The sequence below is a fragment of the Prevotella sp. oral taxon 313 genome (genome assembly GCF_003043935.1).
Taxonomy (GTDB): domain Bacteria; phylum Bacteroidota; class Bacteroidia; order Bacteroidales; family Bacteroidaceae; genus Prevotella; species Prevotella jejuni.
The window spans coordinates 2714079-2740408 of sequence record NZ_PYXE01000001.1; the positions used below are offsets into that span (position 1 = coordinate 2714079).

At 40.0% G+C, this 26330-nt stretch carries 22 protein-coding genes and 1 tRNA gene; 6 read left to right on the top strand and 17 right to left on the bottom strand.

The window, feature by feature from the left end; genetic code table 11:
* The first annotated feature begins 103 nt into the window (after positions 1 to 103).
* The 3 genes from AXF23_RS10605 (at position 104) to AXF23_RS10615 (ending at position 5625) form a co-directional block, all read left to right on the top strand.
* A complete protein-coding gene (locus AXF23_RS10605; RefSeq protein ID WP_107625278.1) occupies positions 104 to 2920 on the top strand; it encodes a M16 family metallopeptidase in 2817 nt (938 codons plus the stop codon).
* A gap of 626 nt (positions 2921 to 3546) precedes the next feature.
* Positions 3547 to 4482, top strand: coding sequence for an AEC family transporter (locus AXF23_RS10610; RefSeq protein WP_107625279.1), 936 nt, complete (start codon positions 3547 to 3549; stop codon positions 4480 to 4482).
* Between the two features lie 192 nt (positions 4483 to 4674).
* On the top strand, positions 4675 to 5625 hold the full coding sequence (locus AXF23_RS10615; RefSeq protein WP_107625280.1) for an alpha-hydroxy-acid oxidizing protein: 951 nt from the start codon (positions 4675 to 4677) through the stop codon (positions 5623 to 5625).
* Positions 5626 to 5678: 53 nt separating this feature from the next.
* On the opposite strand, the gene AXF23_RS10620 is transcribed toward AXF23_RS10615, so the two are convergent.
* From AXF23_RS10620 to metK, 7 genes are all read right to left on the bottom strand, one after another.
* A complete protein-coding gene (locus AXF23_RS10620; protein WP_107625871.1) occupies positions 5679 to 6929 on the bottom strand; it encodes a clostripain-related cysteine peptidase in 1251 nt (416 codons plus the stop codon).
* A 128-nt stretch (positions 6930 to 7057) separates the two neighbouring features.
* Positions 7058 to 8356: a tyrosine--tRNA ligase gene (gene tyrS, locus AXF23_RS10625; RefSeq protein ID WP_009012990.1), complete on the bottom strand. Its 1299-nt coding sequence runs from the start codon at positions 8354 to 8356 to the stop codon at positions 7058 to 7060.
* Between the two features lie 104 nt (positions 8357 to 8460).
* Positions 8461 to 8760 (bottom strand): membrane protein insertion efficiency factor YidD, encoded by a 300-nt coding sequence (yidD, locus tag AXF23_RS10630; RefSeq protein WP_199222184.1) that lies wholly within the window; start codon positions 8758 to 8760, stop codon positions 8461 to 8463.
* A gap of 57 nt (positions 8761 to 8817) precedes the next feature.
* Positions 8818 to 9273, bottom strand: coding sequence for a ribonuclease P protein component (locus tag AXF23_RS10635; RefSeq protein ID WP_107625281.1), 456 nt, complete (start codon positions 9271 to 9273; stop codon positions 8818 to 8820).
* Between the two features lie 83 nt (positions 9274 to 9356).
* Entirely contained in the window at positions 9357 to 10112 is a 756-nt protein-coding gene (locus tag AXF23_RS10640; protein ID WP_009012993.1) for a uroporphyrinogen-III synthase, read from the bottom strand.
* A gap of 6 nt (positions 10113 to 10118) precedes the next feature.
* Positions 10119 to 11051 carry a DUF4271 domain-containing protein gene (locus tag AXF23_RS10645; RefSeq protein ID WP_107625282.1) on the bottom strand — a complete coding sequence of 311 codons (933 nt, stop codon included), beginning with the start codon at positions 11049 to 11051 and terminating at the stop codon, positions 10119 to 10121.
* A 6-nt stretch (positions 11052 to 11057) separates the two neighbouring features.
* Complete coding sequence (metK, locus tag AXF23_RS10650; RefSeq protein WP_107625283.1) at positions 11058 to 12350, bottom strand: methionine adenosyltransferase; 1293 nt, start codon at positions 12348 to 12350, stop codon at positions 11058 to 11060.
* Positions 12351 to 12721: 371 nt separating this feature from the next.
* Here metK and AXF23_RS10655 point away from each other — a divergent pair, with 371 nt between their 5' ends.
* Positions 12722 to 14017 (top strand): Fic family protein, encoded by a 1296-nt coding sequence (locus AXF23_RS10655; RefSeq protein ID WP_107625284.1) that lies wholly within the window; start codon positions 12722 to 12724, stop codon positions 14015 to 14017.
* A gap of 286 nt (positions 14018 to 14303) precedes the next feature.
* On the opposite strand, the gene AXF23_RS10660 is transcribed toward AXF23_RS10655, so the two are convergent.
* From AXF23_RS10660 to AXF23_RS10680, 5 genes are all read right to left on the bottom strand, one after another.
* On the bottom strand, positions 14304 to 15533 hold the full coding sequence (locus AXF23_RS10660; protein ID WP_107625285.1) for a glycoside hydrolase family 27 protein: 1230 nt from the start codon (positions 15531 to 15533) through the stop codon (positions 14304 to 14306).
* 234 nt (positions 15534 to 15767) lie between these two features.
* Complete coding sequence (locus AXF23_RS10665) at positions 15768 to 16088, bottom strand: hypothetical protein (protein WP_045167659.1); 321 nt, start codon at positions 16086 to 16088, stop codon at positions 15768 to 15770.
* A 108-nt stretch (positions 16089 to 16196) separates the two neighbouring features.
* Entirely contained in the window at positions 16197 to 17003 is an 807-nt protein-coding gene (locus AXF23_RS10670) for a hypothetical protein (protein WP_199222185.1), read from the bottom strand.
* A gap of 21 nt (positions 17004 to 17024) precedes the next feature.
* On the bottom strand, positions 17025 to 18569 hold the full coding sequence (locus AXF23_RS10675; protein ID WP_107625286.1) for a hypothetical protein: 1545 nt from the start codon (positions 18567 to 18569) through the stop codon (positions 17025 to 17027).
* Positions 18570 to 18601: 32 nt separating this feature from the next.
* Positions 18602 to 19210 carry a DUF1643 domain-containing protein gene (locus tag AXF23_RS10680; RefSeq protein ID WP_088438624.1) on the bottom strand — a complete coding sequence of 203 codons (609 nt, stop codon included), beginning with the start codon at positions 19208 to 19210 and terminating at the stop codon, positions 18602 to 18604.
* 87 nt (positions 19211 to 19297) lie between these two features.
* Between AXF23_RS10680 and AXF23_RS10685 the strand changes: the two genes are divergently transcribed.
* Positions 19298 to 19531, top strand: coding sequence for a helix-turn-helix domain-containing protein (locus AXF23_RS10685; protein WP_088438625.1), 234 nt, complete (start codon positions 19298 to 19300; stop codon positions 19529 to 19531).
* Positions 19532 to 19597: 66 nt separating this feature from the next.
* Here the strand turns inward: AXF23_RS10685 and AXF23_RS10690 are convergent, their stop codons facing one another.
* The 5 genes from AXF23_RS10690 to AXF23_RS10710 all read right to left on the bottom strand — a co-directional run bounded on the left by AXF23_RS10690 (position 19598) and on the right by AXF23_RS10710 (position 25171).
* Positions 19598 to 20611 (bottom strand): hypothetical protein, encoded by a 1014-nt coding sequence (locus AXF23_RS10690; RefSeq protein WP_107625287.1) that lies wholly within the window; start codon positions 20609 to 20611, stop codon positions 19598 to 19600.
* A 12-nt stretch (positions 20612 to 20623) separates the two neighbouring features.
* Positions 20624 to 21958, bottom strand: coding sequence for a tyrosine-type recombinase/integrase (locus AXF23_RS10695; RefSeq protein ID WP_107625288.1), 1335 nt, complete (start codon positions 21956 to 21958; stop codon positions 20624 to 20626).
* Between the two features lie 224 nt (positions 21959 to 22182).
* The gene (locus AXF23_RS16355) at positions 22183 to 24144 is read right to left on the bottom strand and encodes a DUF6371 domain-containing protein (RefSeq protein ID WP_233251292.1); all 1962 of its coding nucleotides are present in this window, start codon (positions 24142 to 24144) and stop codon (positions 22183 to 22185) included.
* A 26-nt stretch (positions 24145 to 24170) separates the two neighbouring features.
* Complete coding sequence (locus AXF23_RS10705; RefSeq protein WP_107625289.1) at positions 24171 to 24455, bottom strand: helix-turn-helix domain-containing protein; 285 nt, start codon at positions 24453 to 24455, stop codon at positions 24171 to 24173.
* A gap of 645 nt (positions 24456 to 25100) precedes the next feature.
* Positions 25101 to 25171 (bottom strand) — tRNA-Gln (locus AXF23_RS10710).
* Positions 25172 to 25383: 212 nt separating this feature from the next.
* Between AXF23_RS10710 and AXF23_RS10715 the strand changes: the two genes are divergently transcribed.
* Entirely contained in the window at positions 25384 to 26148 is a 765-nt protein-coding gene (locus AXF23_RS10715) for a winged helix-turn-helix domain-containing protein (RefSeq protein WP_107625290.1), read from the top strand.
* Positions 26149 to 26330: the final 182 nt, after the last annotated feature.

Below are 26330 nucleotides of genomic sequence, written 5' to 3' on the forward strand. Positions count from 1 at the left end.
ATGCCCATCAACATGTAAAAAAAGGATAAAATCGAATTGCGTAACGGATTTTTATGTATCTTTGTGCCATTAAACTAATATTAAATTACAAACAACGTTTAAGATGAAAGTCAAACATTTATTCTTAATCGTCTTACTTTTTGTCACTGGTTTGGCCTCTGCTCAGCAGATGGGGCCTATCCCTGTGAATAAGAATGTAAGACAAGGTAAGCTCAGCAATGGCTTAACTTACTACATCCTTCACAATGAATGGCCAGAGCATGTAGCCAACTTTTACATTGCGCAGCGTGTGGGTTCTATTCAAGAAAACGACAAACAGCGTGGTTTGGCACACTTCCTTGAGCACATGGCATTCAATGGCTCAGAGCATTTCCCTGACTCTACGCTCCTCGAATTCACCCGTTCACTCGGTGTGGAGTTCGGTAGTAACTTGAATGCTTACACCAGTATCGACCAGACGGTCTATCGTATTTGTGACGTGCCTACAGCTCGTCAGACTGCGCTCGACTCTTGTCTGTTAATTCTTAAGGACTGGTCAAATGGCTTGACATTGGCTGATAAGGAGATAGATAAGGAGCGTGGTGTTATTCATCAGGAGTGGCAGCTACGCCGTTCACCAGTGATGCGTATCTACGATGACGTGTTACCGAAGTTTTATCCTAATTCTAAGTATGGTCATCGTATGCCAATTGGCTTGATGAGCATTGTCGATAAGTTCCCTTATCAGGACCTTCGCGACTATTATAAGAAATGGTATCGTCCAGACAACCAGTGTATCATCGTTGTTGGTGATGTCGATGTAGACCATACCGAGAACGAGATTAAGAAGCTTTGGGCTAACTCTACCGTTCCTGCTAATGCTGCACAGGTTGTAGAAGAGGCTGTGCCTGACACGAAAGATGCTATTTACGTGTTTGGTAAGGACAAGGAGTTGCCTTACAGCCAGGTAGGTTTCAGCATGAAGCATGACGCCTTCCCTGACGCACAGAAGGGCGATATGTACTACTATGTAGACTCTTACGCAAAGAACATCATCACTATGATGCTCAATCAGCGACTCGCTGAATTGGCACAGAAAGCCGACTGTCCTTTCACTGGTGCTTATTCTGAGGATGGCGACTACATGCTTTCAAAACCAAAGGCTGCCTTCAGTATGGCTGCAGATGCTAAGGAAGGAAAGGACCTCCAAGCCCTTGCTGCTATCTATCGTGAGGCACAGCGCGTTCGTCTTTATGGCTTTACTGCAGGCGAATACGACCGTATGAAGGCTGAATACCTCTCTCAGTTGGAGTCTGCTTACGTTAATCGTAACAAGGTGAAGAACGCTCAGTATGGTGATGAACTTCGTGATCACTATCTTTCTAACGAACCTATCCCAAGCAAGGAGGACGATTATCAGATCATGAAGCAGCTTATTGAGATGCCTGCATTGAATGTTGATGTTATCAATAAGTATGCGCAGGAACTCATCACTGACAAGGACAGCAACTTCGTTGCATATATCTTTGCACAGGATAAAGCGGGTGCTACTTACCCAACTGAGGCTCAGATGGCACAAACCATTAATGCTGTACGTGCCGAGAAGATTGAACCTTACGTTGACAACGTAAAGCAGGAGCCACTACTCGACGAGAAGAAGCTACCTAAGGCTGGTAAGATTGTTAGCGAGAAGGAGAACAAAGTGCTTGGTTTTAAGGAACTGACATTGAGCAATGGAGCACGTGTCATTCTGAAGAAGACCAACTTCAAGGATAATGAAATTCAGTTCCAGGCTTTAGCGAAGGGCGGTAAGGGTCTCTATGGCAAGGCTGATTTCAGTAACTTACAGCTCTTCGAGGCTGTCATCGGTTATAGTGGCTTGGGTAATTTCTCACGTCAGGAACTGCAGAAAGCACTCTCTGGTAAGCAGGCTTCTATGAGCTGTGGCTTGTCAAGCTACTATCAGTCAGTAGGTGGTTCATGTGTTCCTAAGGACATAGAGACGATGATGCAGTTGCTTTACCTTAACTTTACGAATGTTGCAAAGGATGAGGCTTCTTACAAGGCAATGATGGCACAGTTGGAATTAGGGCTGAAGAATAAGGACCTTTCACCTGAGAGTGTGTTCAGTGATTCGCTTAGTTTGACCATTTTTGGCCATGAAGCACGCTTCGCCCCAATGACGCTGAACACCTTGAAGAACGTTAACTACGACCGTATCTTACAGATTTGGAAGGAGCGTTTTGCCAACCCTGGTCAGTTTGTTTACTACTTTGTAGGTAACTTCGATGAGTCTTCTCTGCGCCCATTGATAGAGAAGTATATCGCTTCTCTGCCTAAGGGCAAGGCTGAAACATGGAAGGAAGTACCAAGCTACGTGAATGGTAACGTGGTTAATAAGTTCACTCGTAAGTCTGAAACACCAAAGGCTATTGCCTTCGAGTTCTGGCATGCGCCAATGGCTTACACTCTTGAGAACGAAATTCTTACCAGTGCTGCAGCCCAAGTACTCTCAATGGTCTACTTGAAGAGCATTCGTGAGGATGCCAGTGCGGCCTACTCTGTAAGCGCAGGTGGCTCTTTGCGTCGTCTTGGCAATAAGTCTACTGCTGTCATTCAAGCATATTGTCCTATGGATCCAGCTAAGTCCGACCTCGCTCTGAAGCTTCTTGCTGAGGGAATAAAGGATAATACAGTGAAGATGGATGCCGATAAGGTGCAGAAGGTAAAGGACTTCATGCTGAAGGATGCTGAGCTTGCTGCTAAGAATAATGGGCATTGGATGGATATCCTCGATGAGTATGTTTGGACAGGTGTAGACTTCCAGACAAACTATAAGAAGACTGTTGAGGCTATTACTCCAGCTAAGCTTGCAGCTTATCTGAAGCAGATCTTGGCTGCTGGCAACCATGCTGAGGTTGTCATGACACCTGCGAAATAATACGAATAGGGCGTGTGGAGAAGGACATTTCTTTGTCTTTTTCCATGCAGCCAATAACCGATTACGAATTATTTACACGACAATAAGTATTTCTTTTCATGAAGAAAAATATTTTTTTTCATGAAAGGAAATATTTTTTTTCATGAAAAAAAATCAATGAGGGGGGACTTCTCTTCTATCGATTGGGGGAGTGGTGGATAGGAGGTGAGGGCTTTCTTAGGTGTTAAAGGGCTATGGCTTGTTGGCCTAATAGGCCCAAATAAGGCTAATAAGATGGTGCTTAATAGTCTTGGGGACTATTGGGCTTATTGGCCTAATAGGCCCCAATAAGGCTAATAAGATAGCGCTTAATAGTCTTGGGGCTATATGGCTTATTAGGCTAATAAGCCCCAAATAAGGCTTAATTAGATAGTGCCCAATAGTCTTGGGGAGACTAAATAGCTTATTTGACTAATAGGCCCAAATAAGGCTAATCCTGTCACACTAAATAGAAAAAGAGAATACATACTATTCGTGAAGACAATCTTTAATTACGCTTAAAGCATTGTTTCGTTTGGTAGTATCATGCTTTTTATCTATATTTGTGCATTGTAACAAATACAAAAAGGATAATAATCGACAAATAGATGAAAGCTATCGAAATACTTTTCCCTGTCTTCTTTATGATGTTTCTCGGCTGGTCAAGCCACAGAAGAGGGTGGGTGACGGCTGAACAGAACGAAGGAGCGAAGTCGTTGGTGTTTAATATTCTATTCCCGTTGTTGGTCTTTCACGTTCTTGTGAAGGCCGAACTATCTACAAATTTCATATATGAAATACTCTTCTTAGATGTCGCTTGGATTCTTGTCTATCTGATAGGAAAGAGCATAGCTAACCCTATTAGTGGACGTTATGCCCGTTTGGCACCGTTCTTACTAATGACCTGTGAGGGTGGAAGCGTTGCCCTACCACTTTATATAGCACTTGTAGGAGCAAAACATGCAGTGAACATTATCACCTTTGATGTGGCTGGAATCCTCATCAACTTTGGACTTGTTCCGGTGCTCATCATGCGTCAAACGTCAAGAGACGTGTCTTTTCTACCATTGGCAAAGCGGATTATTAGTGCTCCCTTCATCATAGCTGTTGTCGTTGGTATCGTTGTTAATCTGTTGGGATTATACCAATGGTTGGCGGAGAATGGCTTGAACAATATATATGATGGTACGATGGATATGGCGATGTCACCTATTGCAAGCATAATCCTCTTCACCCTCGGCTACGGTTTCCACTTACGAACGGGGCAGCTTAAACCGCTATTGACATTGACACTGGTGCGTCTAATGTTGTGTGGCACTATTGTAGTAGGCTTTTTACTCTTGTTCCCTGGATTGATGAAGGTGAAGATATTTTTCGTTGGCGTACTCCTTTACTTTGCTTGTCCAACAGGTTTCCCAGTCCCGCTACAGATAGAAAGTCTTTGTAACGATGAGGATGACAAAAGTTTTATGTCGGCTTTTATCTCTATCTTCATCCTTGTGGCGATGATAGTATATACGTTGATAACATTATTCTTGATATAGGGAATTTAAGGAGTTAAGGCGATATTGGTAAGGGGTTAAGGGATGAAAAGAAGCAAAAGAAGTAAAGACAATAGTTTTATAGGGACAAGAAGGGAGTGGAAGAAGTGAATATATGAATGGGACATGAGGTCACTGAACTTTCGTCTCAACCGCCTTCACTATTTCACACCTTCGCTCTTAAACAGAAAAAATATGAATGATAATGTAAAGAGTCCATGGCCAGGACCGGCGGGAATGATACCCGTAACAAGTGGCAGAGCTGATGATGCTAATGTGTTTAACCGCAACTACTTGGATTCTATCCATGTTGAGATGCGTGTTATTGATGCCATCGAACCATCATTGAAGACGGTCATCTTCGGTGAAGAGTTCGACTCACCGATTATGATGCCAGCCTTCTCACATTTGAATAAGGTGTTGAAAGATGGTAAGAAACCGATGTTAGAGTATGCTCGTGCAGCCAAGAAGCTAAAGACAGTGAACTGGGTTGGTATGGAGCCCAACGATGAGTATGCGGAAATCGCAGCTGAAGGGGCACGGACAGTGAGAATTATTAAACCGTTCGCTGACCATAGTATTATTTTAGATGAGATTCGGTTTGCTATCGAACAAGGTGCGATAGCTGTTGGTGTAGACATCGACCATGTCCCAGGAACAGACGGACGATATGACGTTGTAGACGGTATTCCACTCGGGCCGGTCATGCTCTCCGATCTAAAAGAGTATGTGAAGGCCGCTGGTAACGTACCCTTCGTAGCCAAAGGGGTGTTGTCTGTGCAAGACGCCATGAAGTGTAAGGAGGCAGGTTGTGCTGGAATTGTTGTCTCTCATCACCATGGTAGAATACCTTTCGGCATTGCGCCACTAATGGTTCTGCCTAAGATAAAGGCAAGCTTAGCGGGAAGTGGAATCGCTATCTTCGTCGACTGCGGTATTGATACGGGTTATGATGCTTACAAAGCATTAGCGTTAGGGGCTGATGCCGTAGCTGTCGGCAGAGGTATCCTCAAACCTTTACTGCAACAAGGAGCTGAGGGAGTAGAGGAGAAGGTAAAGAAAATGAACGAAGAACTTTCTGAGCTGATGATGTACACCTGCGTGAAAGACGTCCGTTCATTCGATGCGTCTGTGCTTTATATCTAAGAAAATAGCATCTATAGGTACTGCTTAGTATTCCTATAGATGCTATTTTAATATTAATGTGTAGTCTGATAATAACGGTTACTACCAAGAGAATTTGTCACTGTCTGGTTGGTTGATGGGTCAGAAATCGTTATACCTGAATATGACTGGATAGGTATTATATTGAAGCCAGCCGTTCGAAGTGATGTATAATAGGCATCTGTATGTCTTTTTTCAGGTACAAGACGATCGAGTTGACGGTTGAATTTTGCCAATAGCAGAGGGTCGTTCTGTGCGAGCTGACGCACGTAATCGCCCATATCATAGAATATTGAAGGGGTGTAACCATCCATACTTTGAATGTTACTCTCCGTGATTGTTGAGAGAGAACTTGATGCGTTTATCTCCTTCATGATGTCAACCATGGCCTCCACCTGCGAGCAGTCGATTACACTAATCGTTCCATAAGGATAAGGAGTACCCTCATACTTGTAGTTACTATAGAAGTTGATGAAGTTGGTACAGATACTATGATAGTCTGGGTTGACCTTTGATAGTTCGCTCCACAAGAGCTTGTACGGCATACCATACGCCATTATCTCTGTTGGACTACCAATGATATGGTTCGTAGCATTGCGTAGTTCGTAGGCTACTTCTATACCCGTCATATTACAGTCATCGAAGAGGATGTACTGAAACTTACCAATCCCTGAGTCCTCTATACCCTTGTCAAAGTCTGAGATGTTCGTCTGATAGGCATTACCTCCTAACCAGCGGGTTGGTGGACCAGCCTTACCAGCATTTTGGCTAAGTCCGAAAGGTGAGGCAGCAGGACGATTGATACGTGTGCTTGGCTTGGCTGGTATCCATCCCATACCGTGACATCCCACAATCATAGAGTAATGGTTAGCAGGCGCTTCTTGCTTAACTCGTTTCAACAGGGTTGTTATCCACTCTGCTGTATTGAGCTTTAAGCCAGGTTGGGTATTGTCATAAATGGCCACAGTATCGTCTATACAACTTCCATTCTTGTACTGAACATTAATCAGTGCACCCTTATCTACCTTCGTGGAGATAAATATCATGAGCTTCTTGTTACCAAGTCCACCTTGGTTGACAATCGCAGTCTTTATGTCTTGTATATTGGTGAGGAAGAAGCTATAAAGGCCAGGGTCTTTCTTAGTGGGACCTGACCATGGCATATAAACAAAGATAGTATTTGTTTCTATGACAGGTGGTTGAGGTGCTGGATCTGGGTCTTCATCACTACAAGAGGCAAAGAGGATGAAGGCTGCCAGCTGTAAGAAAAGGACGAGTTTCTTCATAATCAAACTTTTTAAGCCCATGTCTTGCTTGTTTGTAGTCCATGGGAAAGTGGTTAATTAAAAAGCCTTGCGACGCCACAAGGGACGTAGTAAGGCTTTTCATAGCTGTAATGATAGTTCGTAGATACTTATTTTACGATAATCAGAGAGTAGTTCTTCTTACCCTTCTGGATGAGAAGATACTTGCCATCGATGAGGTCTTCAGAGGTTACTGGCTGGTCGAAGGCTGCAAGCTTCTCCTTGTTAAGGGATACACCACCGCCCTTTACGAGCTTACGCATCTCACTCTTGCTTGGGAAGATCTGCATACCTTCCTGATTGAAGACCTCGACTGCGGGTTGACCAAGTACATCCTTTGATACCTCATAATGGGGTACATCCTTAAAGACATCGGTGAAGGTCTGCTCGTCTAACTGCAGTAAGTTCTCCTTAGTGCTCTTACCAAAGAGGATGTTAGAGGCTGCAATGGCCATATCAAGGTCTTCCTGTGAGTGTACCATACGAGTGACCTCTTCTGCAAGACGGTACTGAAGTGTACGACGACCAGGGTCTTGACGATGTTCTTCGATGAGGTTGTTGATGACATCCTGCTCCAAAGATGTGAAGATCTTAATATATTTCTCGGCATCATCATCACTGACATTCAACCAGAACTGATAGAAGGCATACGGTGTTGTTCGGTTGCGATCGAGCCAGATATTACCGCTTTCTGTCTTGCCAAACTTCTTTCCATCGGCCTTTGTAATCAGTGGACAAGTAAGGCAAAATGCCTCAGTCTCGTTACCTAAGGTACGACGAATAAGCTCTGTACCAGTGGTCATGTTGCCCCATTGGTCATTACCTCCTAACTGCAACTTAACGCCGAATTTCTCATAAAGATAGAGGAAATCGTAACCCTGTAAGAGCTGATAAGTGAACTCAGTAAAGCTGAGTCCGTCGCGAGCCTCACCACTCAAGCGCTTCTTCACACTGTCCTTAGCCATCATGTAGTTGACGGTGATGTGCTTGCCAACCAATCGAGCGAAATCAAGGAAGGTGAAGTTCTTCATCCAATCATAGTTGTTAACCATCTCAGCCTTGTTTGGCTCGTTGCCATCAAAGTCCAAGAACTTACTTACTTGCCTCTTGATAGCCTCTTGGTTATGGTAAAGTGTTTCCGCATCAAGTAGGTTGCGCTCCTGACTCTTGCCTGATGGGTCGCCAATCATACCTGTGGCTCCACCAACGAGGAGGTAAGGCTTGTGGCCACAACGCTGCAAATGGCGCAACATCATGATACCACAAAGGTGACCGATGTGCAATGAGTCAGCTGTAGGGTCAGTACCTAAGTAAGCTGAAACCATCTCTTTTTGAAGCATTTCCTCGGTTCCTGGCATCATTTGAGCCAGCATACCACGCCAACGGAGTTCTTCTACAAAGTTCTTCATCTATGTCTTTATACTTTAAGGAGTCGAGGGGTGAAGATTTTAAAAGCGTTCTGCCCTATCTTCAAAAACCTCTACTCTGTATTAATATTCTGTTGTTAGCATCGTTAGGGAACTGGGTCATAACCACTGCCTCCCCACGGATTGCATCTTAATATGCGCCATATCGTAAGCGCCAAACCCTTAAAAGGACCATGCTTGAGGATTGCTTGTCTGCCATACTCCGAACAGGTAGGAGTGAAACGACAGGAGGGTGGGGTAAAGGGAGATATGAACTGACGATAGAAGAGTATCGGGAGTATCAATAACCACGATAAACCACGTGTGAAAAGACGCCATAGCTTGGCAAAGATGTTTTGAGATTGCACTCCAGATGAGGCTTTCTCTTTTCTCTCCTTCTCATCCATTATTTCTGTTCTCCTATTCTTTTATATTGGTTCCTCTATCCTTTTGTTTCCGTTCCTCTATCCTTTTATATCTGTTTCCTTATCCTTTAATATTCGTTCTCCTATTCTTTGAAGTAGGTTGCAAACCCGCTGTTCGATGGTGACGGAGTCCGTCAATTCGTCTGAAAGCCATATAAAAGCTATCAACAACTGTTTATCTGTTAGTTTGTCCACACTTTGTGTGACAAGACGCTTGCGCTTTCGATAGGCTTCACGTACCTGGCGTTTCACCCTGTTACGCTTTACGGCACGCTTAAAATGCTTTTTCGGAACACTGACTAAAAGCTGTACATTAGGCTCTGTGAGCGTTTCTTGCGATGTAGAAACCTCTGACTTACTGTCGATTAGTCTGTAAACAGCCTTCAAGGGGAATACCGTCATCGCATGACTTCTACCAGGTCCAAAGAGCGTATCTATGAGCTTCTTGCTGCATAGACGTTCTCCTTTCCTCAGTCTTTCTTCATGTTTTTCCATCCTTGTTAGCCTATGTTTACCGTATGTCCGGTACTGATGTCGGCTCCTTCCCCATCCTTTCAGATGAGGCAGAAGCCGTTATTCTATTTATTCTTCTTCTCTTCTTCTAAGAAAGCACGCAATGCTCCTGTCATAGAAGGATACTCTTTAGATGGAGCTTGGAGGTCGAGTCTCAACCCTTGTGCCTCCACTTCCTTCGCTGTAGCAGGTCCAAAGGCTGCTATCTTGATATCTCCTTGCACAAAGTCGGGGATATTTTCTTTCAGAGCCTTTACTCCTGTTGGACTGAAGAAGACAAGCATATCGTAATCAAAGTTCTTTACCTCTTCCTCTGTTAAGCCATTGCTCACTGTGCGATACATCACACATTCCTTGTGCTTGAGCTTATTAGCATCCAACAACTCGCTCAGTGCCTCCGTATGCACAGAACTTTGTGGAACGAGATATTTCTCTGTCTTGTGCTTAGTCATTGTTGGAATGAGGCTATCTATCTTTCCTGTATTACCGAAGAACACCTTACGTTTGCGGTACTGCACATACTTCTGGATATAAAGGGCAATCGTTTCAATCACACAGAAATACTTCATATCCTCTGGGATAGTGATGCGCATCTCCTTTGCAAGGTTAAAATAATTGTCTACAGCATGCCGAGAAGTAAACACTACAGCCGTATAGTCCAATATATTTACCTTCTGTTGACGGAACTCTTTGGCTGAGAGTCCCTCCACCTTAAAGAATGGTCTGAATACCAAGTCAACTCCTAAGTCCTCTTCAATGTCGTAGTAAGGAGACTTATCGCTTGACGGCTTTGGCTGAGAAACCAAGATCTTTTTTATCATCGTGTCCTAAAAGTTTATTATCAAATAGTTATCTGTAATGAACAAAATGCCCCACAATACCATCAGCGGCATCAATTCGAGCGCACAAAAGTACAAAATTATTTGCAGACTGGCCCCCATTCTCTTAAAAAAGATGGTATAACTCTTATAAAAAGCAAGCATTTTGATAAATAACATAACAATTAGTGTATAAATCAATGCAGCATGGAGTGACAGCGAGAAATAAACCTGCAAGAGTATAATAGGGAATAACAAGACCCCTTCAAGAGCGTATAAGAAGATTTGTGTATGCCTCCATTGTCCATTATTTTTCCTATCGAAGAACACCCAGTTAACGAACCCATAGACCAGATACTTGAATAGGAAATATACGAGGAAGACGCCAAAAAAGCATCCTATCGCCCCAAGTTGTGAGTCATTCGAGAGTCTACCGCCCCCAACATCACGTACGAAGAAATAATAGAGGATACTACCTAAAAGAGAGGTCTGTGCTATTAAGATAGGTTGAAAGCGTATTTCTTCATTTGCTTCAACGACCGACTCCTTGCTACGGCTACCACGAAAGAAGCTTTTTACTTGCCGTTCTATGAAATTCCTCGATAGAGAGAAGGCCACCATTGCCATTATAAAGCAGCCCAAGAGCATTGCTGCAATAACATTGTCATTGCTTACCGCGTATGGAGCAGGGATACCCGACACACCATCAGCATGAATGTCTCCACGTCCCAACTTAAAGTACTTGTTACCTTTGAAGTATCCTTCTTCTGCAAACTTGAAATCCGTTAGCTGAAACCTCTTCTGTTTTTTAGGGCGCAACAAGATTGACGAGTCAGTAGTCTGACTCGCCTTAGCCACAGAATCAACATTCGCCTTCTTCCCTGCTGCCAATGTTTTCTTCAGCAACAGAGACGGGCGAACAATGGAGTCAGTTGTCGGCATTGTCTATTAAAGTCCGAAGGTTCTTTTGATATCATCAACTCGGTCGAGCTTCTCCCATGTGAATAGCTCAACATCAAGTGTCTTTGCGTCATGGTAACGGCTCTCGAAAGTCTTTTTGACCACCTCGTTCTTACGTCCCATGTGACCATAAGCTGCTGTCTCCAAATACATTGGCTGACGAAGTTTTAATGTCTTTTCGATAGCCTTTGGACGTAAGTCAAACAGCTCCTTAACCTTTTCTGCAATCTCACCATCAGTTGCTTTCACATGTGAACGACCGTAAGTATTCACATAAACACTAACAGGCTCGGCAACACCAATGGCATAAGCCAACTGCACGAGTATCTCATCACTCACACCAGCTGCCACCATGTTCTTAGCGATATAGCGTGTTATGTAAGCTGCTGAGCGGTCTACCTTACTTGAGTCCTTGCCTGAGAAGGCACCACCACCATGGCCACCTTTACCGCCGTATGTGTCTACAATAATCTTACGACCAGTCAGACCCGTGTCGCCATGAGGTCCACCAATCACGAACTTACCTGTTGGGTTGACGAGATACTTTATATCATCATTGAACAAAGCCAGTACTTTCTCTGATTTAATCTGTGCTTTCACACGTGGCATGAGAATCTCAAGTACGTCTTTGTGAATCTGTTCCACCATCTCTTTATCGGCCTTCAGCTGTGCCTCACGTGAGTTGTCTGCTGGCTGAATAAAGTCGTCGTGTTGTGTAGAAACGACGATTGTGTCAATGCGCTGAGGGATGTTATCATCGCTATACTCCACTGTCACCTGACTCTTTGAGTCTGGACGAAGGTAGGTCATGTGCTTACCTTCTTTGCGGATGTCGGCTAATGTGGTCATAAGGAGGTGTGCTAAGTCGAGGGTTACAGGCATGTAATTGTCTGTCTCGTTACATGCGTAACCGAACATCATACCTTGGTCTCCGGCTCCTTGGTTCTCTGTGTCGCCATTATCAACACCACGATTGATATCATCACTCTGCTCGTGAATAGCAGAGAGAACTCCACAGCTGTTACCATCAAACTGATACTCAGCTTTTGTATAACCTATCTTGTTGATTGTCTTGCGGGCTATTGTCTGAAGGTCAACATATTCCTTAGATCTCACCTCACCCATGATTACCACCTGTCCTGTGGTGTTAAAGGTTTCTATAGCGCAACGTGCATCCTCGTCGTAAGCCAAGAACTGGTCGAGTAAAGCGTCGCTTATCTGGTCGGCAACTTTATCTGGGTGACCCTCAGATACTGATTCCGATGAAAACAAATATGCCATATCGTTATCTTATATTTTATGTTTGAAATTACTGTTAACTCTCTGTTTAAGTTTGCAAAGTTACTGCAACTTAGTGGGATAACAAAATAAATAGGTAAGATTTATGCTTTATTGGCGGGCGATTGATGGGTGTTGGGTGTTGAATGTTAGGTGATGATGATTAGTTTTGGAGGGTGTTAGGTGTTGAGTGTTGGGTGTTGATGATTAGTGGGTGATGGTGAAAAGGGGTGATGATGTTTCTTTTCAAAAACGTTGTAAAAGGTGCGTTATTTGAGAAAATATTTGGAGTTTCGGTATTAATTAGGTATTTTTGTCGCATAATCTGCGACGATATGAGATATAAATCGTTGCATAAATGATAAGAGAGGATGATGTATATACACGAAAGAGACAATTGGACTGACTTTCGTTGGGACATTTCAAAGGTGGAACTACTTCAAGAAGAGATATTCCGTAAACAAGGTTTACTTTGTGGAAGGTTGAGCTCGTTGGGTTTTGATAGCAAACTTCGTGCAATGGCTGAGAACCTGACAGCTGACATCGTGTATTCTTCCGAGGTTGAAGGTGTTCGTTTAAACGTGGAACAGGTGCGCTCTTCTATTGCAAGAAAGCTTGGAATTAAGAACGTAAAATATACTGCACCATCCCACTACATAGAGTCAGTTGTCAACGTAATGCTCGAAGCTATTCAGCATTATGACACACCTCTTAATAAAGAGAAGCTGTGTGCTTGGCAGGCAGCGTTTTTTCCTTCTGGTTATAGTGAGGGTAGTCAGATAGAGGTTGGGCAGTATCGCACTAATGAGGAGTATATTGTCAGTGGTATGTTTGGGCGTGAGAAGATACACTATATAGCTCCTTCACCAGACCGCATTGAGCTTGAGATGCAACAATTCCTTGCTTGGTTTGATAGAGAAGAGCCCGTAAATAGTGTTATCCGTTCGGCTATTGCCCATTTTTGGTTTGTAAGTATCCATCCTTTTGAGGATGGAAACGGACGATTAGCACGTATTCTTTCAGACATGCTCTTGGCTCGTGGCGAGAAAAGTGAGTTCCGTTTCTATAATATTTCATCACAGATAAACAAAGACAAGAAGCACTACTACGACATTCTCGAGCGTATGCAGCGTGGCGATGGAGATATTACGGAGTGGTTAGTGTGGTATATGCAGAAACTGGTGGATGCGCTCGATGAAGCCGATTCTGCTGTCTCTACAATCTTAAACAAGAGTTTCTTCTGGCAGAAGGCATCGGCTGTTCCCATGACAGAACGGCAGACACAAGTGATCAATCTCTTCCTTGATGGCTATGAAGCTAAGATTAGTTCAAAGACATGGGCGGCGTTGGCAAAATGCTCGAAGGATACTGCTATCCGTGATATACAGGATTTGGTCGATAAGAATATACTCGTAGAAACAGTCCCGGGAGCTAAGAGACCAAGCTATTCTATCGTCTATGACGTAGAGGATTTGACGCAGTTCTTTACTGACGTGACCATAACGGAGGAAAAAGGAATCCCTTATCTCCACGCTTTATTCAAGGGGGCAAGACCTATACACGAGCGGGTGTTGAAGCTTGATGCCGACCGATATGAGAAGGGTGAGCTGTCGTTGCGCGATTTGCTCAGTAAGTATTGCGCATATATGGTTGCAAACAATAGAGGGTGATAAGTCGCTTTTCCGAGGAAGAGTGGGGTTTTATGGAGGCCCAAAATGGCTGTTTGGGCTATGAGCTTATCGGTGAGTTAAGTGAGTGTAGCATATTTTGAAAGGCGATAATAAGCGTCAATAACATGAAATGTAAAGCCACTTAATATCGCCTTTCAAGGTTTTGAGGAGTCTTAGTCCTTATCTTCTATGATTTCTTTTCATGAAGAAAAATATTTTTTTTCATGAGAAGAAATATTTTTTTTCACGACAAGAAATATTTTTTTTCATGAAAATAATTCGAAGATTATCGTGTTGTAACGGTAAACACCTTTGTTTCGTGAGGTTGTAAGGTGCCTTGCCACGTCTTATGTTGGCGTGTTGTTTTATGCTCCCAGACGTCTCTGAAATTGTATTCTTTCGTGTTCCCAAGGATAGAAAGCGGCAACTGAATACGCTGAGGAGTGTCAGAAGGATTCATGATGGCAAGCGCCTGACGGTTACCACTTAGTTGACGAAGGTAGACACGGCACTTTCCAGGGACGTCAACTCTGTGGGCTACTTCGCCAAGGGCGTCTTGGTTGATAGCTATTATCTCTTTGTTGAGTAGGATGCGACGTGTTTCTTCGTTCTCATGAAGGATGTCGTGGCTCATCGCCAGGGGTGAAGCAAACATACACCACATAGACATTTGGGTCTGATACTCCGTATATGTGCAGCCAACACCACCCAAATCGCTTGATGGACCACCCTTTCCATCGAGTCCAACGACGAGCATGTCCATGTCGAGCCAGTGTCCTGGGCCTGCGTATTTATAAAGTGGTTCGGCAATGTTGATGATGTCGATGATACCCATACCACCCTGTTTCACGATATCTTTCCACATGTCTCGCACGTCAAAGCTCACGCGCCAGAGCGAACCACCAGCCTGTCTTGCCCACTTCTCAGGGTTCAGTTGTCCCCATTCACAGACACCCAAGACAATTTTCCGACCTGAGTTCTGCAGTGCATCAGCCATCTTTTTATAGCGTTCGTGGGCAACAGCGCTGTCAGAAGGAGCGTGACAGTAGTCGTATTTAAGGTAGTCAATCCCCCATTCGGCAAAGGTCTTGGCGTCTTGTTGCTCAAAACCATAACTTGCAGTATAGCCAGCACAAGTCAGCAAAGCAGCATCTGAGTAGATACCGAGGCGTAAACCCTTTGAGTGAACATAGTCGGCAAGGGCCTTCATGCCGCTTGGGAACTTCTCTGGATCAGGTAGGATGTTATTACGTTTGTCGCGTCCTCCCTGCCATGCATCGTCTATGAAGATGTATTTATATCCTGCTTCTGCATAGCCGTCGGCTGCCATCTTGTCGGCAATCTGTCGTATCAGCTGTTCGTTGATATCCTCCTTATATTTGTTCCAAGTCATGAAACCCATTGGAGGCGTCAGTGCTAACGAGTCACGATTAGCTGCTGTTGTGTGTAAGGAGGTTAGGAGAGCGATTGCAAAAAACAATAGCAATCTACGGAATTTAGTTTGTTGATAGGTCATAAATATTATCATTTAGTAATGAGCATAAACTAAAAAATCCGCAGAAACATAATGAATCTGCGGATAATCTGTGTTGTCCCAGGCGGTCCTCAATTATAGTCTATAATATACAATGTGATGTTTGTTGACACATTACATCTCATTAAAAAAAATAATGGTGGTGCTATATATATCATTATACTTCACAATATATTATACAATTGAGACCCATATTGGGACCTTGCGGTTTTGGAGTTATTCTTCTCCTATTATTAAATATCCGTCTAAATCGTCTTGGTCATTGGAGAATAATTTATCCCCTATTATATCCCATGTAAAGACAGAACCTATTAAACAACGTAAGAGATTGGACAAATAGTATATATCCTCCAAAGTTATTTTTGCACGTTTCTTCCCGATAAACAAAAGTTTGCATTTTTCGTTAGGTTCTATCTTGATGATTTCCCCCAATAATTGAAGAATATGTGTGTTGTTTGATAATTCTGCAAATCCAAGTGATAAGACGCAATTTGACTCTCCTTTTATGAGTTTGAATGTGAATGATTTCTTGCACATAACTTTTTCGAGATAAGTCGATAATAGAGGAAAGACACAGATAAAGTAGCTTTTCCTCTATTATCTTTACTTTTCATTTTGCATCATTATCTTTGGATTCATGGAGTGTTATCTCTCTATTCTAAGAGCTTTCAAATGAATCTTAGCCATTCTTTCCATTTGTTCTGGAGTTAATGATTTTGAAGACTTTGCTTCGTCTAAACTTTCTTGCAATTCTTTGGACTTCTTGATAAGAGCAGGGTAGTCAAGTGCAGCATCTATTGGATGATTTCTTTTCATCTTCTTCATTATGGCAATTGTTTTATCTACATATTCTTCATAATCATCTAAGACTTTATCCCATTTTTCCGTATCATCGGATGAAACATCGTTACCATCTTCAAGGCTACTACTTTCTCTACTCTCATCGGGTTGGATTTCTTTAGAACTGATGATGAAAGTTGCAGCCCCCTCTGGGAGGGCATTGTTAATAAATGCTTCAAATGAAATCCAATTTTCATCTTTTTTTCTCATCATATCTTTGAGTAAACCGTCATTTTCAAAGCTACTTGCTAATTCGGGTATCTTTGCAATAGGTGCACCATTCTTATCACAAATGACAATGTAGAGTGGTCCGTCATTACCGTCTTTAAATCCATAGTCGTTAGGGTTACCGACTCCTATAGACTTTACCTTTACTTGGATAGAGACTTTGCTAAACATTTCAGCAGAGTAGTTTAATTTATACTCTCCGTCTACAACCTCTAACACATCAGATAAATACCCCTTTACCTCCTTTGAATAGGGTTTTACCAAAACTGTTTTGTCTTGTCGTGCTTCTTCATTGTTAGCACTACGGCGATTAGAACAACTTCCGCATGATGTTAGGAGCTGGGTAGTAATAATGACTAATAAAATTAAAAGATTCTTTCTCATAATTGAACGGTTTTGTTAAAGTTATTTTTTATTTTCGGATAAAAATATTGTCAATAGTTCTTCTTCTGATGATGCCTTCTTGAATGCTCTCTCAATCTTCCCAATTCTCTGATTGTACCATTGGCGCATCTTTGAACAGACGATTGTATATTGCTTCAAAATCTTAAGCGCCTCATATACATCCTTATCTTTTAACTTTGATGTTAAGTATCTTGTTGTATGGAGGTATGCTTCATAAGAATATGGATGTTTATTCGGGACATTGTCACTATATCCTTGTTGCCCCCAATAATAAGTATATGAACATTCTATATAGTATAAGTCTGGCTTTATTTTTTCTATGACATCCGTTATTTCAAATAGGGTATAGAATTCTTTTTCAAGGGTATATATATCAAATGTATCAAGAAGTTCCTCTAAAGCGTGTATCTCTTTTTCAGTTTTCTTATACGCATATTTATTGTCTCCAACCTTATATAAAATACCTTTTTTACTAAACCTCCTGTATCTATTAGCCGTTATGTATGTTTTTGCAACATGCTTATTTAGATAGTTTATAAGAGAATCTATCTTTTCTGTACTTTCATAAGCTGCTTTCCTACAATGGCCACCATATTTGTCTTTTGCTTGTATCTGTAGGGCATGTCTGTAGTCGCACATTTTTTCATATAGAGAGTCTAAATAGGGAGAAACTCTTTCCTCGTATAAATTGTATAGCTCATCATACTGCTCTGCTAGTTTCTGGTCTTTTCTAAGATTCTCTATACTATACCCATTTTCGTCCATTGTTTCAGTTGAGACAACCTCACCATTCTTATAAATTTTGGTTTCCATGAAGTTATACCCACCCTCGTTAATAGGACGTATGGACTTGATTAATTCTCCATTTTGGTAGAACTCTGTTGTTCGTGTAGTTTTATATTCTTTTCGGATGATGTTTATACCGTCTTCATCATAGTAGTTATATACATTGTTTTCTATCGTTGACTTAATTTTCCCATCTTCTGAATAATATGAAGAGGATATGATAGAATCAGTATAATGTAAACTCACTTGTGTTGCTTCTATATTTCCGTTTTCATACCACCATGTTTCATATACTTTCTCTCCAGCAAATTTTACATTGTGTTTCTTTTGCTCACTCTTTTTGGGATTTACATAATAGTCTGTATATTCAATTAAATCGTCATCTTTATATATACAGGTATGTGAAATGCAATTTGAACAATTAAAGTCCCACGAGTAAGATATCTCTTTTCCGTTCTTTTTTCCATTGACGTAATTTGTTATACAACATATGTCATCTGATTCACCCCCAAAATATTGGACGTACTGCCCATGTAATATTCCACGTTTGTAATGGGCAGTATTCCATAAAGCTCCTACTTGATTATATTCCTTATAAAACCCATGCTTTTTGGGCGTACCTGCAATTACGGTATAAATTTCGTGTAGTTGAGTACGAGACCAATCCCAGTAGGTTCTTATTACTTCAAGTCTTTGAGAGTAAACATTATTTGTAAATAATATTATAAAGTAGGAGAGTAGGATGATTTTAGGTTTCATTTATATTCTTTTTATAGGGTGAATACTTAAAACTATCTTGTATTATTGTATAATATTTTTTCTAACTTTACTTCTTGTAGTTTATCATTCTTCCGCATGAGAAGTGGATGAGCTGGGAATCCGCTTTTTGTTATTTTGTATGTCTTAAAGGTGTAATCTCCTTGGAATAAGGTCATTATTCCTTGTATATTTTTCTTTTGGTTACCTACCAAGAGATCATGTAAAAATCTACGCTTACCATTGGCAATGTGGCTTCCCCAAGCACACCATACATCAGCACATTTAATGGATTCTAATAGATTCTTTATTGAATCAATATTTGTTAAGTGAAGTTCCATTTGGTAGTTTTTATCTGTGTCTACATCGTTGAAGTTAGTTGCTCGTTGAGGATAGACATTAATCATATACCATGCATTATATTCTCCACTGTTTTGAGCATACTTCTGCACTCTTGAAAGTGTAGGGTCAAGCAATGTTGGTATTGCTGTACTTGGGTTAATACCAATGCAAATCAATGCTTTTGTTTTACTTTTATCAATTTCTCTTCCTAAGATGTAGCGTACAGAAGTAAACTCATAATCACATTTTTGAGTATCTTCGTAAATGTACGACCAACCATCTTTTTCGATTCTTCGTCTCATATCTTATCCTAATTTAGGCGATGCTTATTATTACTAAGCGCAAAGATAATTATTTTTTCTAACTTTACTGCCTAAAATTAGTTTTTTATGAAGTCAAAGATCGATTTGTTTGTTATTACTCGGATCAAAGAAAGGAGAATGCAGAAGAATATATCCCAACGAGGATTAGCTGCGATACTGGATTGCTCCCCTAGTTTTATTGGGCAAGTAGAGAGTGAGAAGTTTGATGTTAAGTATAGTGTACATCAGGTTTTTCTCGTTGCCCAATTCTTTGAATGCTCCCCTGCAGAGTTTTTCCCTCCTATTGATTTTGATTATTGAAGTTGGAAAATACATGAGTACTTTTCTATAAATATCCTATATAGTCATATTTTAAACAGAGAATAATTAAGAATTCTGATTGTAATCATTTTTTCTATTTCTTTCTTTATAATGGACTACTTGCGTATGATATGCACTGAATAACTCATCTATATTCTCTCTATTTATATTAGTTAAATATTGACGGAACTTCTTCCTTTCCTCAGCATTTTCTTTCGCTATAAGTAGCTTAAATTGATTTATATATTTTATCATAGAAGTTTCTTCACATCCGACAAGAGTAGCAATGAATTTTCCTATAACTTCTTGGCTTTCATCCATGAGTAATTCTTCCGTAAACAAGCGATATAGAAAATACGCTCTATGCTTAATTGGTATTTTTCTGTATATCTTATTTTTTTTATTTTCTTGACGGCCTCGTTCTAAAAAAAATATTATTTTTTCGGCTTTTTCTTTAACTGAATATATTGCATCATTTAATGTCGAGATAGGGATTGTAAGCTCTTTACTATCTATTATTTTATTAATGTTATTTTTGAGTTTTATAAGATCTCTAATATATACATCATAACTTTCTTCTATCTCGCATGCCTTAATAGTTTGCTTGCAATTTTCAAAATGTATTTCTATGAGGTTTTTATCTAAGAAAAGTTTTCCCAAGCTATTACCAATAGCAGGTGTACATATTTTATATTCCTGGTTATTATTAGCTCTTACATACTGTTGTCTTGCTTCGTAAAAAGAAAATTCATCAGTGCATGATTCTATATCATAAAATCTCCCATTATATAAAAATTTATCTAGAAAAGAATCTTGTCCTATTCTTATATTAATTAGTACTTGACCACTAAAGATTTTTTCTTCTTTATAGTAATAGTCCTTAAACCTACTCTTTTGTATATAGTTCCATATCTTAACTTCAAGAGCGTCAGAAAGAGTGTCCAACCTATTAAAAAGAGTAATTTTCTGATTACTTCTCTTTGTATATTTTATTTCTTCTTGAACATTGAATAGGATTTCATTGACTATAAATATAAATTCATCAAGTAATTTCTTGCACGGTTCTTGTTCTTTTGCCATAACTTTAATGTTTTATTTGAAAAATGAATGTTTACTTAATGAAATAGCGTTTTCTTCTTTGGAGATCCTGATATACTTCATAAAGCTTGACTCTGTCCTATGCCCTGTGATTTGCATTATAGACAAACTCGGAATACCTGCCCTGTAAGCATTGGTAGCAAAACTTCTTCGTGCAGTATGACTAGTAACCATATCGCACTTTTCACGAGTGATTTCCTTACGTATACCACCACTTGTTTCCATTATGGAGACAAAATTAGTTATTTTTGCCTTACGACACAATTTTTTTAGCATCCGATTTATACTTTGGTTGGATTGTGCTTTGGGTGGATTATTATTATACTTACGGAGAATAGCTTCCACCTTAGGATGTATAGGAATTATCACCCTTGTGTTAGTCTTTTGAGTGACAATCGTCAGCAGTTTTTTCTCAAAGTCCAAATGCTTTTGTTGCAACCTTGCAATATCTGAATACCGTAGGCCTGTATAGCACGAGATAATAAAACTGTCTCTTACATTAGATTCGCTTTCATTTAGTTTAAGTTCGTACAAGCTGGACAGTTCAGTTTCTGTTAGGTATATGGTTTCTACGTTCTCTTTATACGCCTTAAATTCTTTGCGTTTGAATTCATCGTTTTGGGTGTAATGGTTGTCGTAAGCATATCGTAGCATTACTTTTATGTTTTTGATATACTTTCCGATTACATTTGTTTTGTATGTGCCACGAGAATGTTTTGCCTCATTCATGAAAAGCACAAAGTCATGGTAGAAGTTCATGCCCATATTATCCATTTGAAGAGTTGTATTCCGTTCTTGACAATACCGCTTTAGTATTGTTTTTGTAGCTATATACCCTTTGATTGTACCAGGGACAAGTCTTGCGCCTTTACTATTCAGTATTGTGCCATTCTTACATAGGGAAATATAATATTCCATATAGTTGATGAAGTCTGCAAATCGCTGCTTTTCTTTTACTTCGTATTGTAGTTCTTTTCTCAGTTTTTTTCGTACAAGTTCAGCAGTTAGGCAAATGTCGTGTAGCTTTAATTCTTCCAATACGGTAATCAGGGCATTGGTGGTCTTTTCTATCTCCTTGTTGATATTCCGCATGATTAGTTGAAGCTGCGGATTTCCCTTTAAGTCTGGATTTCTTTTGCTATCCTCAATTGCACCTCCTACCTCTTTGTCCCAATGCTTGGGGCAAATCTTATAGTCTTGTGGTAAATAGAATGTCATACGTTCGCCATTCAGGTTAATGCGTAGCCTAATTGGTGATAACTCTTTTGTTGCATTTTTAAGAGAGAAGCGTATCATATTTCTCCCATAAAATAATCCTTTTCTTTCCATTTATTTCTCTTGTAGTTTATTATTATTTTCTTGCAAAAAGCAGTCCAGATTTCAACTTTTTGCAACGGCTCTCAAAGTGATTTCTCTTGAATGAAATTTTGAAACATGACGAAGCGTCATATAGGTTATGACAGCTCGTCATGTTGATTGTCACATGTCATACGAAAAGATTGTTTGTGATAGGTCTACCACTCGAAGTATATTCTTTCGGTGGATAAGACTGGCTATATAACAATCTTTTCTGTATTATAGCAATCCAGCTGGTTTCTAATATCTTCAATGATAGCGTCTGCGTGTGTTGACATATTATTCACAGAGTTTTTAATGCGTTCTATCTCTTTCATCTGACGGTTTCGGGCATTGCGTGATTTGGGCTTATATATTCCCAAGTCCTTGATTTCTTGCTCTATTTTCCTCATGTCTCCATTGTAATAGCGCAAGATGTTCAATATTGCATAATCCTTGAAGTTGTAAATGGAGAGGGTGTGATCGGAATACATATTATTATTGGAACATGTAAACACCTTATTAAACTGTGTCAATACTGCATTGGGATTAGCTGACATTACACTCTGGAAGGAAGTATCTACAATATCCAAATCACGCATAATCTTTCGCTTATTCTCTAACTTCACCTCAAATCTAACTTTACCTCTAAAGTATTCTGTAATTTGGGTAGAATTGCTCAACATTGCTAAGAATTGTTTATTCTTGGAAGCTACAATCTCTTTTTCCTTGTTATAGATAATAATTTCTTCTCTGCAGTCTTTAGACCTTACATCTTTTTTGAATGAGATAGAATCATTCTCATATCTTTTCCACTTATACCTACGATAATTGTTGGTATAGTGATTGAGTGTATTGAGGGTGGTGTCGTTAAGTCTCATATCAATATCTTTGGTTATGTGTAGTTTGTTAAATTCGCAGTCCTTACATATTGCGTCAATATCAAGCTTACAAAGTCCAATACGCTCCATATTACTCAAACACTGTCCAAAGGTATCCTTAGATATCAATTGCGGATAATCCTCTAATAATAGTTTTGAGGAAAATTCAATAGTCATTCTATTGGACAATTGGTTGGCACGGATATATAAGGAGAATGGAATATGAGCCCAAGCCGTAGAATTGGAATTAGAATTGAATTCCAAAGACTCAACCTCAGCAGTCTTTGTGTTTATTTTGGTGACAAACAGCTCCTCACCCTTATCTAACAGCTTGATATTTTTGCTTGAGGTTGAAAATCTTACTGTATCAAATGTAATCTTATTTCTTTCCATTGATTTTTTATCATTAATGTTACTAAAATGGGTGCTAAGCCCCAACTTGGTAGAAAACATAGCCTTGTCGTATTGTTCCGAGATTATTTTATCCTCATTTACTAATTGCAGGGCTATCAGAATATCGCTATACGAGAATTGCTGCTCAAGCATTTTTAATGCTATGGTTGCAATACTTCTACGGTCTCCAATATAGTCCCATTTTCTTAGTATATCTATCTGCTGATACACTTGTGTACGTATTCCATTCTTTACTAAGTAATCAGTAATTTGATAGGCTTCGTTTAAGTTGGAATATTCTGGGAATAATGTTACTTGTGTCCTTTGTTCTCGTATTTCCCTTACATTATACGGATGAAACAGATTCACGCTGAACTTGCCCTCATATCCACTTGCAATCCATGTTGCGTATGGGTAGATGATAGACATAACTATAGCGTCAATCGGTGAGGTTACGACGCATATCTCCTTTGCTCTTAGGATCCTGTTAAGTCCAAAAGGAGTTGGAATTTTCTTAAGCTCATAACCCTTAGCTAATTCTGCACCAATAGAAAAATAGCAATTAAGGAATGGGCAAGGATCGTATGGAATATGGCTAAACTGTTTTGAAGTCTTTTGCACATAGATGTGATTATCCCCATTATTGCTCTTGACGATTGAACCCGTTTTAGGGTTTGTGAGCATTACTCTAACGTCACGGATTTTGTTTTCAATGTTTTTGAAAGGAAGAATCACTCCATAGCCTCCTTGATAGGAATACCTTGTGTCTATTCTCACATTGTAATCTCTTAATATCACATCAACCTGCTTCTTAGGAAAATAACGATACAGGAACATTGCCCATGTAGTACGACTATAATCCTCATTAGAAAACCTGTACACGCGTTCTCGTGTAATGTAATTCATAGGATTTTTTTTCTTTTGTTGCATGATTATATGTTTAAATCTGATTTTTTGATAAATTCATTGATAGTTTCTTCAGGAATTAGCACACGACGGTAGGCTTTTTTCGCTTTCAAATCGCCATTCTTTATCATGCGATTAGTCGTGCTGCGAGATATTTTGAGTATCTCGCATACCTGCGCAATAGTGAAAAACTTGGGCAAAGTCGTTTTGTTTACTTCTGCCTTTAACGAAGCTATTTCAGACTTTAGCCCGTACAGCGGTTCGAGTTGTTTTTGCAAGTCAGAACCATAAAGAATATTGACTTTTGTCATCTTTTTTATTATTAACCTCACTCTTAATAGGTATTTAGCCTTATCGCAGTGAGATGATTATTGATTCTGCTTGCAAAGGTAGATTAGATACAAAAAAAATGAAAAAATAACTATCTAAGTAAATTTGTCGATTGTCTAAGAAAAATTTGATTTAATCTATATTAATATAACGCAACATAACATAACATAACCTGACAATCAATGCTTAATGCTATTTTGACTTTAGCGTGAAAATGTAATGAATAAGGAGGAAAAGGCACATAATAGTATCTAATTGGTAACCAATATAGACTTAAACTGCCAAGAGAAAGTGGAAGAAAGAAATAAACAGAAAAGGAAATACATGTGAAAAGAGACCAAGTGAGAGACCAAGTTTGACATTAAAGTATATCTGCACTGTAGTTTGAAGATATTAATTTGGTCTCGAAATTGGAATCGACCCAAATGTTATCCCAATAATAACCTCTTTATATTAAAATGTTAATTCCTTAGAAAAAGAAAATCAAAGAATTGAGTACTTAGAATTAGAGAAATAATGGCTAATAGTGTATCATAATATGCCATAGACAGGGAACCAAACCTGGTCTCCCAAAAAGTAAAGCCCCTAAAAGCATTTGACTTTCAAGGGCTTTGCAAATATAGTTGTTGTCCCAGGCGGATTCGAACCACCACTGACAGAACCAAAAACTGTAGTGCTACCATTACACCATAGGACAATCGTGTGTGCAAAGGTAATGTTTTTTCGGTTAATGCCCAAATTTTACTGTATAATTTTGCGTCTTAATGTTGTTTGAAGAGTAAATATACTGTGTTTCTATGGCTTTTACGCTATATTTCTCGTCCCTAATTTGTATTTCATGACAGAATATACTATCTTTGTGACAAGCTATAGCTCAAACAGTTCTTACACCTCTTATTATATAAGCCTATGAAACCTATATCGGCAGTTGTTGTATTCTTATTTCTCATTTGCTCGGCAGTGTGGGCAAGTGTTGACGGTTATCACTGTGCAGAAACAGCAATAGTGCAAGACATGAATCAGGCTTTGTCGAAGACTCTTGCACAGAAGCGTGAGGCGTGGATAACGCCAGACACGATAGAAAACTATCGCCAACATTTACAGATAGCTGCCCTAAGACGTCGCTCGGTTGTGTCGTATGCTTTGGGTGAAGACGCCCATTCGCTTTGCAGTAGACAGATGAAGTGGCGGTCTGGCAGTCGTTCGCTGAGAGTTCAGAGTTATGCTGATTGTTCCTTTGCAACGGTGTGGGGCTTGTCAGACCAGCGTTTGTCGTTTCTCTTTTTGATGTTATCATTGGGCTGGATGGCGGTGTCTATCGTTTATCTTCGGCGTCATCAATCAGGTCGGTTGGTGTTGGGTAAGATGGTGTATGCCACTTCCGACCGCAGTTTTCGTGACTGTCATGGAGAGAGGATAGCCTTTACGCCAATGCAACAACAGCTGATGGAGCTATTTATCAGTGCGTCTAATCGTAAATTGACAAAGGCTTTTATCTGTGAAACTCTATGGCCTAAGAAACCCGACGCAAGCGAGACGCTTTACACACTTATCCGTCGGTTGAAACCTATAGTCAGCGAGCGTTGTGGATTAAAGATTGTTGCTGATAGGGGAGATGGCTACCGACTTACTTCTGATTTGGCCTCAAAGAAAGAAAAGGACTGTCTTTCTTAATGGAAAGAATGTCCCTTTTGCTTTATAAATCTTAAGCTTATTTTATAGGAGTATTATGCTTGGCAAGTTCTTGTTAGGTAGGTTCAGTTGTGCTTTCTACTTGTCTGTCGACCCTCAATTAGCTAATGTCAGCTAATTGTCAGTGTACTTTTTTGCCCTAATAGGAGCTGAACTCTATCTTT

Coding starts and splice junctions, on each gene's coding strand:
- AXF23_RS10605 (WP_107625278.1), top strand. CDS start 104: ATGAAAGTCAAACATTTATTCTTAATCGTCTTACTTTTTGTCACTGGT.
- AXF23_RS10610 (WP_107625279.1), top strand. CDS start 3,547: ATGAAAGCTATCGAAATACTTTTCCCTGTCTTCTTTATGATGTTTCTC.
- AXF23_RS10615 (WP_107625280.1), top strand. CDS start 4,675: ATGAATGATAATGTAAAGAGTCCATGGCCAGGACCGGCGGGAATGATA.
- AXF23_RS10620 (WP_107625871.1), bottom strand. CDS start 6,929: ATGAAGAAACTCGTCCTTTTCTTACAGCTGGCAGCCTTCATCCTCTTT.
- tyrS (WP_009012990.1), bottom strand. CDS start 8,356: ATGAAGAACTTTGTAGAAGAACTCCGTTGGCGTGGTATGCTGGCTCAA.
- yidD (WP_199222184.1), bottom strand. CDS start 8,760: ATGGATGAGAAGGAGAGAAAAGAGAAAGCCTCATCTGGAGTGCAATCT.
- AXF23_RS10635 (WP_107625281.1), bottom strand. CDS start 9,273: ATGGAAAAACATGAAGAAAGACTGAGGAAAGGAGAACGTCTATGCAGC.
- AXF23_RS10640 (WP_009012993.1), bottom strand. CDS start 10,112: ATGATAAAAAAGATCTTGGTTTCTCAGCCAAAGCCGTCAAGCGATAAG.
- AXF23_RS10645 (WP_107625282.1), bottom strand. CDS start 11,051: ATGCCGACAACTGACTCCATTGTTCGCCCGTCTCTGTTGCTGAAGAAA.
- metK (WP_107625283.1), bottom strand. CDS start 12,350: ATGGCATATTTGTTTTCATCGGAATCAGTATCTGAGGGTCACCCAGAT.
- AXF23_RS10655 (WP_107625284.1), top strand. CDS start 12,722: ATGTATATACACGAAAGAGACAATTGGACTGACTTTCGTTGGGACATT.
- AXF23_RS10660 (WP_107625285.1), bottom strand. CDS start 15,533: ATGACCTATCAACAAACTAAATTCCGTAGATTGCTATTGTTTTTTGCA.
- AXF23_RS10665 (WP_045167659.1), bottom strand. CDS start 16,088: ATGTGCAAGAAATCATTCACATTCAAACTCATAAAAGGAGAGTCAAAT.
- AXF23_RS10670 (WP_199222185.1), bottom strand. CDS start 17,003: ATGAGAAAGAATCTTTTAATTTTATTAGTCATTATTACTACCCAGCTC.
- AXF23_RS10675 (WP_107625286.1), bottom strand. CDS start 18,569: ATGAAACCTAAAATCATCCTACTCTCCTACTTTATAATATTATTTACA.
- AXF23_RS10680 (WP_088438624.1), bottom strand. CDS start 19,210: ATGAGACGAAGAATCGAAAAAGATGGTTGGTCGTACATTTACGAAGAT.
- AXF23_RS10685 (WP_088438625.1), top strand. CDS start 19,298: ATGAAGTCAAAGATCGATTTGTTTGTTATTACTCGGATCAAAGAAAGG.
- AXF23_RS10690 (WP_107625287.1), bottom strand. CDS start 20,611: ATGGCAAAAGAACAAGAACCGTGCAAGAAATTACTTGATGAATTTATA.
- AXF23_RS10695 (WP_107625288.1), bottom strand. CDS start 21,958: ATGGAAAGAAAAGGATTATTTTATGGGAGAAATATGATACGCTTCTCT.
- AXF23_RS16355 (WP_233251292.1), bottom strand. CDS start 24,144: ATGAATTACATTACACGAGAACGCGTGTACAGGTTTTCTAATGAGGAT.
- AXF23_RS10705 (WP_107625289.1), bottom strand. CDS start 24,455: ATGACAAAAGTCAATATTCTTTATGGTTCTGACTTGCAAAAACAACTC.
- AXF23_RS10715 (WP_107625290.1), top strand. CDS start 25,384: ATGAAACCTATATCGGCAGTTGTTGTATTCTTATTTCTCATTTGCTCG.